Genomic DNA, 6,565 nt, shown 5'->3' with positions numbered 1-6,565 from the left:
TGCTCTGGGGTAGAATTCATGTCGGGCAAGGTGTGTTCGTGCTGATAGGGTAGGTTTTTAGATAACTCCCATTCTATCAATCACTTACGGCATTCTTGCCCTTTTTTGTGCAAAATTCAGGCTAGCGCTGCTGCGAGAGTGTGTACTGCAATTGCCTGCCGTTTTTCGCAGTCACACTCAGGATCTGTTTCGCCTCACTTGCGGGAAGCGCCTCAAGGCGCGGCGCGCTGAGTTCTGAAAAAGCGGAAGAAAAATCCTCATTGTCAGACAAAAGCAATACGCCGTTCTTCACTTTCCAATAGAAGATCGGGCCTGCTAACACTTCCTTGGTACCGATCGTGGCGGTGACATGGCCATCGGCATGGAACCACAAGTCCTCGAGCCGCACCGGATCGATCAGTTCCAGTCTTTTCCCTGGAAGATTGACCTTACCCCAATCGGTGTCTTGAAACTTGTCGTCGGCCATGTTCAATCGGTTCACGCCTTCATCAGCAAGCTCGGCCATTTTACTGTTGATGGCCGGCGGAGCATCCGTATGCCCGGTGCGGGAGCACGCCGGAAGAAGCACCAACAGCGACGCCGCGATGAGCAAGCGCATCGTCACTCCAGGCATGACGGCGCCGCTCAAGCAGCGCTGCCGTTCAGGCGCGAATGGCGGATGCTGTAGCCGAAGTAGGTCAGCACCGCCACGCACATCCAGATCGCAAACACGGTAAAGGTGGTCTTCGACAAATCCTTCATGATGTACAGGCAGGCGCAGATGCTCAGGCCCGGCACCACATACGGGCCGAACGGCACGCGGAAGCCCTTGACCAGCGATTCGCCCATCTTCCTGCGCATGACCGGCACCGCCACCGAGACCACGATGAACGCCGTCAGGGTGCCCATGCTGACCATGTCCCACAGGTAGGTCGAGTCCACGAATCCGGCCACCAGCCCCACCACCATGCACACGATCAGGGTATTGCTGACCGGCGACTGGGTACGCGGGCTCACTTTCTGGAACGTTGGCGGAATCAGGCCATCCTTGCTGATCGCGTACAGGATCCGCGTCTGGCCGTAGATCGTCACCAGGGTCACGCTGAACACCGAAATGACGGCGCCGGCCGACAGCACCAGCGCCGGCCAGGTCTTGCCGGTCACGTTCTGCAAAATCACCGCCAGGCCCGCTTCCTGGCCTTCGAACATCCTGGCCGGCTGGGCGCCGAGGGCGGCGACCGCGACCAGCATGTAGAACACCGTCACGATGACGAGCGCAGCCAGGATGCCGATCGGCACGTTGCGGGTCGGGTTGCGCACTTCTTCGCCGGCGGTGGCCACCGTGTCCAGGCCGATGAACGAGAAGAATACCGTGCCGGCCGCCGCCGTCACGCCGGTCATGCCGGCAAAGCCCTTGCTGTTGTCGCTATTGAAGAAGGGCGTGAAGTTGTTGATGTCGAAGCCGGAAAACGCGATCACCACGAAAAACACCAGGATCGCCAGCTTGACCAGCACCATGATGGCATTGGTGGTGGCCGATTCCTTGGTGCCGCGAATGAGCATCACGCAGCACATGATCACCAGAAAAATCGGCGGCAGATTGATGTGCCCGGCGCGAATTTCCATCCCATGCTCACCCGACACGATCATGGGCGTGCGCAGCATTTCGGGGATCTGCCAGCCAAGGGCATTGCTGAGGAAGTTGTTCAGGTAGGCCGACCAGCCGATCGCGGTGGCGCTGGCGGCCAGGCCGTATTCGAGCAGCAGGCAGGCGGCCATGATGAAGGCGGCGAACTCGCCCACGGTGGCGTAGGCGAAGGAGTAGGACGAGCCCGACGCCGGGATGCGGAACGACAATTCGGCGTAGCACAGCGCGGTCAGGCCGGCGGTCAGCGCGGCCAGCAGGAACGAGAGCACGACCGAGGGACCGGCCTTCGGCACCGCCTCGACCATGGTGAAAAAGATGCCGGTGCCGATGGTGGCGCCCACGCCGATCATGGTCAGCGGGAACAATCCCATGGTGCGCGCCAGGCCGGTTCCTGCATGCCCGGGAGGGGGGTTGGTCGTGCTACCGGCAGGTTTGATGCGGAACAGCTTCTGGCCCAGAGTTTGATTCACGGATTCGTCCCTTTTGTCGCGCTAGATGAATGGCAGCAGCGATTATAGGGGCTATTGCCATTTACTTATACACATCTTTCGCGCGCGAAAAATGGCCGTGCCGGACTGATACGGCACGGCCCGCCGCATCACTTGCTGAGATCGACTTTATCCTTGCTCTTGCCACGGAAAAAGTTCACGATCGCACCGCCAGCGGCCAGAAAGCCGATGACGATCAGCTTCTTGAAGGCGAGCAGCAAGGCGAACAGCTTGCCGAACAGGCCCATTTTCGCGGCGACGCCACCGGCGACCAGCGCCGCCAGGCCGTATTCGGCAGCCTTGTCGGTGCTCGGGTTGTAGTCCGCATAGCGGTTACCGGGCGTGAAGTCGCTGAAAGCGGTGACCTTGCGCATTTCCTGGCGGATATTGGCGATCTGGTCCATGTTGGCCACGGCGTTCAGCACCAGCACGCCCTGGCGCCCGAGCACACGGATGTTGTAGTTCAGACTATGTTCGGTTTCGCCGACGATCGCCAGTTCCTTGGCCCAGAACAGCTTGTGGCTGGCTTTTTCGTAGCTCGGCTTTTCAGCCCAGCCGACCAGGCTCATGGCCGCGTAGCCCTGCGATTTGCGCTCGCTGTTCTGTTCGGCCACCGATTCCTGCATGTCCTTGAGCAGTTCGTCGTACTTGATGGTGTCGGCGTCGCTGTCCTTGACGTGGCCGTCGGCTTCGTAAGTGATGATCACGCCCCAGCCATCCTTGCTCATCACGCCGCTGGCCGGCACGATCATGCCCAGCGATTCGTTGCCAGGCGGATTGCCCCAGCCTTCCACCAGCAGCCGTTCGGCGTCTTTCGGGCTGAGGTAGCGGAAAGTGTCGGGCAAGTTCAGGATGGCCATGCCGCCCGGCAAGTTAATTTTGCCGCTTTGCATCTTGAGCGAGGCTTCCAGCTGCTCGCTGCTCTGCTCTTGCTTGTCGCCGCCGGCGTGGGCGCCGCTCATGCAGCCGAGGGCCAGCAGGAACACGGCCAGGGATAGGTGTTTGAACATCGCATTCTCGTATTGACAGGGGGGCCGGCCATTTTACGTGGGAATGATTGTTAACAAAATAATTATTCCGCAAATACAACACTAGCTATTTAAAGATGCATTCAAAATGCACCTTTGCTAGAATGAATCTGTTCTCACCGGAGTGTTCCATGCATCTGACCCGTTTTACCGATATGGGCCTGCGCGTCCTGATTTACCTGGCGCGCGCCGGCGAGCGGCGCGTGCCGGTCACGGTGGCGGAAGTGGCGGCGCAGTTCGCATTGCCGGTCAACCACCTGGTCAAGGTGGTCGGTCACCTGGCACGCGCGGGCTGGGTCTGCGCCACCCGCGGGCGCAACGGCGGGCTGCGCCTGGCCGCCGATGCCGCCACGCTCTCGATCGGCGCGGTGCTGCGCGAGCTCGAAGGCGACAGCGAACTGGTCGACTGCGAAGGCACAGGCTGCCGCCTGAGCGGCGACTGCCAGCTGCGCGCCGCCCTGCGCAGCGGCATGGACGCGTTTTACGGGGCCATGGACAAGGTCAGCCTGGCCCAGATTACGCATGGCGACACCGGCGAGAAAATCGTGCGCATGCACAGGATGTTCCTCGACCAGGACAGGGCCGCCTGACACAGCGCCATCGGACGGGCGCGTTGCCACGCGCCTTTTTTCGACATTAAAGTTGCATCTTAAATGCAACAAATTGAAAGGTTTTCCATGATTTCTGCCGCTTCCCGCCCCTACATCGACGCCAGCGTTCCCGTCCTGCGCGAACACGGCGTGGCGATTACCACCACGTTTTACCGCAATATGTTCGCCGAGCATCCCGAGCTGACTAACCTATTTAATATGGGCAACCAGGCGAATGGCGCCCAGCAGCAGTCGCTCGCCTCAGCCGTGTTTGCCTACGCCGCCAACATCGGCGACCCGGGCGCGCTGGCGCCGGTCATCGAACGCATCGTACACAAGCATGTATCGGTCGGCATTCGCGAAGAACACTATCCGATCGTCGGGCGCCACCTGCTCGGCGCCATCGCCAGCACCCTGGGCGAGGCCGCCACGGCGCCGCTGCTGGCCGCCTGGGACGAAGCGTATCGCTCGCTGGCCACCCTGTTTATCGAAGCCGAGCGCGCCATGTACGCCGGCGCCGGCATCGCCCCGGGCCAGCGCCGCGCCCTGCGCGTGACCGAGCTGACGCAGGAAAGCGCGGAGGTGGTCTCGATCCGCCTGGCGCCCGAGGATGGCGCGCCGCTGGCGCAAGGCAAGGCTGGCCAGTACCTGAGCGTGCAGGTCGACTTGGCCGATGGCCGGCGCCAGATCCGCCAGTACAGCCTGTCCGACACCAGCACGCCGGGCAGCGTGCGCATCTCGGTCAAGCGCGAGCCGGCCGGCGCCACCACCCCGGCGGGGGAAGTATCGAACTGGATTCACGACAATGTGCGCGTGGGCAGCGTGCTGCAGGTGTCGCCGCCGTTCGGCGATTTTGCGCCGGATACCGAGTCGTATCAACCGCTGGTGCTGCTGTCGGCCGGCATCGGCATCACGCCGATGATCGCGGCCTTGAAGCGCATCGCCCAGGTCCATCCGCAGCGCCGGGTGATCTTCGCCCACGCGGCGCGCAATGCGCAGCATCACGCGCACCAGCGCGACGTGCTTGCCGCGCGCGCCATCATGCCGCACCTGCAGGTGTTCACGTTCTACGAAGAAGTGAGCGCTCACGACAGCGGCGTGCTGCCGGGATGGATGGAGCTGGCGCGCCTGCCGGCCTGGCCGCGCACCGAGACCAAGGTCTACCTGTGCGGGCCGCTGCCCTTCATGCAGGCGCAATGGCTGGCGCTGGTCGGCGCCGGGGTGCCGGTCACGCGCCTGCACCGCGAAGTGTTCGGGCCGGACATGCTCGACCATCTGTTGTAGGCGCGCGTAAACGTGGGCAGTTACAAAAAAGACACTGCCTACACGCAATATAGGAATTATGATAATGGAATGTACAGGCAAGCTTGCCTTTCCACCCGCTTCATTCCTGTATTGAAAAAAATGATGACACAGAAATATCGCCTGACAAGCGCCGCCGCCCTGCTGCTTTCCCTGTCGCTGGCCGGCGCCAGCGCGCTCGCCGCGCCGGTCCTGAACGTTGGCGCTTCCATCAGCAAGCCCAGCCTGACCGTCATCGACCTGACCCCGGATGACGGGCAGGTCGCAGGCTATCGCTTTCACGACACGGCCTCGTCCAGTCTGAATGCCAGCCTGACCGTCCCTGCGGCGTCATGGACGCAGACCGAGAGCGCATCGAGCGACAAGTTCGCACTGCTTGACGCGACGGCGCTCTACGGTAGCTCGCGCGCCGTCAGCAGCGCGGGCCAGTGGGGCAACTTGCGCACGGATCTTCACATCGACGACAGCGTCGGCCATCGCGGCGCCGGCGCCGGCAACGTTAACCAAGCGATGACTGTGCTGGTCGCAGCGCACACGCAGGTGGTGTTCTCGGCCTATGGCGAGGTATCGATCGACAATCGCGCCGGCGCCTCCTTCGGCAATGCCGTAACGACAGTCTATTTCGGTGGCGAATACTGGGTCCGTGGCATGCAACAAGGCGCGGGCTGGAACGACAGCGGCGTACGCGGCGAGACGTTCTCCATGTCGTACGTCAACAACACCAACACGGAACAGTACGTCTCCCTGAACATGAATATCCTTACCCGGGCGGTGTACCAGGCTCCGTCGCCGGTGCCTGAACCGGCGACCTACGCCATGTTCGGGCTGGGCGCCCTGATGGTCGGTGCGCTGGCACGCCGCCAGCGCCGCCAGCAAGGCGCGCCCTGATCGGCTGCCGCGAACGCGCCATGTCGCTTGACGCATCAGCGCGATGGCGCACGGGCGCGCGGGCTGCCCTGGCAGCGTTGCTGGCCGCCGTATCAGCAAGCGCGCTCGCCGCGCCGCGCTTCGGGGACTTTCCCGTCCCCGCCATCCACCACGGCGCCACCGCCCGCCCGCTGCTGGCCGATGCGCACAGCCGCAACTACGCCACCCGCCTGCGCCACGCCGCCACCGCCGATTTCGCGGGCCGCTACGTGCTGGCCACCTGGGGCTGCGGCGCCTCGTGCATCATGTCCGCCGCCATCGACGCCAGGACCGGCGCGGTCAGCTGGCTGCCGTTTACCGTGTGCTGCTGGGATGCGCAGGTCGACACCCCGCTTGAATACACACTGACCAGCCGCCTGCTCATCGTGCATGGAGCGCGCAACGAACAAGGCGGCGGCACGCACTACTACCAGTTCGACGGCAAGCGCTTTGCCGAAATCCGCACGCCATAACCCTGCCCGCCCTGCCGCCGGCTCCTAGTGTAGTGTTGCATTCTGTTTGCCGCTTAAGCGGCTGTTGGCGCGAATTACCTTTTGCAGGATATCGCGCGCAGTTGCTGTCCAAATAAATGGCTTCGGATTGGCATTGTGGTGCGCGACATAT

The 6,565-nt window shown here is 62.7% G+C and carries 7 protein-coding genes and 1 pseudogene; 4 read left to right on the top strand and 4 right to left on the bottom strand.

Annotated elements, in window-relative coordinates; translation table 11 throughout:
- Positions 1 to 121: 121 nt before the first annotated feature.
- The 3 genes from F1735_RS32105 to F1735_RS32095 form a co-directional block, all read right to left on the bottom strand.
- On the bottom strand, positions 122 to 598 hold the full coding sequence (locus F1735_RS32105; protein ID WP_167240888.1) for a hypothetical protein: 477 nt from the start codon (positions 596 to 598) through the stop codon (positions 122 to 124).
- Positions 599 to 624: 26 nt separating this feature from the next.
- Positions 625 to 2,097, bottom strand: a complete 1,473-nt coding sequence (locus F1735_RS32100) for an APC family permease (RefSeq protein WP_167240887.1) — start codon at positions 2,095 to 2,097, stop codon at positions 625 to 627.
- A 128-nt stretch (positions 2,098 to 2,225) separates the two neighbouring features.
- Complete coding sequence (locus tag F1735_RS32095) at positions 2,226 to 3,125, bottom strand: DUF2167 domain-containing protein (RefSeq protein WP_167240885.1); 900 nt, start codon at positions 3,123 to 3,125, stop codon at positions 2,226 to 2,228.
- Between the two features lie 149 nt (positions 3,126 to 3,274).
- Here F1735_RS32095 and F1735_RS32090 point away from each other — a divergent pair, with 149 nt between their 5' ends.
- The 4 genes from F1735_RS32090 (at position 3,275) to F1735_RS32075 (ending at position 6,414) form a co-directional block, all read left to right on the top strand.
- On the top strand, positions 3,275 to 3,733 hold the full coding sequence (locus F1735_RS32090; RefSeq protein WP_167240883.1) for an RrF2 family transcriptional regulator: 459 nt from the start codon (positions 3,275 to 3,277) through the stop codon (positions 3,731 to 3,733).
- 87 nt (positions 3,734 to 3,820) lie between these two features.
- Positions 3,821 to 5,017, top strand: coding sequence for a globin domain-containing protein (locus tag F1735_RS32085; RefSeq protein WP_167240881.1), 1,197 nt, complete (start codon positions 3,821 to 3,823; stop codon positions 5,015 to 5,017).
- A 123-nt stretch (positions 5,018 to 5,140) separates the two neighbouring features.
- A complete protein-coding gene (locus F1735_RS35905; protein ID WP_222853143.1) occupies positions 5,141 to 5,923 on the top strand; it encodes a PEP-CTERM sorting domain-containing protein in 783 nt (260 codons plus the stop codon).
- A gap of 20 nt (positions 5,924 to 5,943) precedes the next feature.
- The gene (locus F1735_RS32075; RefSeq protein WP_167240879.1) at positions 5,944 to 6,414 is read left to right on the top strand and encodes a hypothetical protein; all 471 of its coding nucleotides are present in this window, start codon (positions 5,944 to 5,946) and stop codon (positions 6,412 to 6,414) included.
- A 24-nt stretch (positions 6,415 to 6,438) separates the two neighbouring features.
- On the opposite strand, the pseudogene F1735_RS37045 reads toward F1735_RS32075, so the two are convergent.
- Positions 6,439 to 6,565 (bottom strand): annotated as a pseudogene (locus F1735_RS37045) (IS630 family transposase); the annotation flags it as partial.

The sequence above is a fragment of the Massilia genomosp. 1 genome (assembly GCF_011682185.1).
In the GTDB taxonomy this organism is placed as follows: domain Bacteria; phylum Pseudomonadota; class Gammaproteobacteria; order Burkholderiales; family Burkholderiaceae_D; genus Telluria_A; species Telluria_A rubra.
This window is presented reverse-complemented; position numbering and strand designations above follow the sequence as displayed.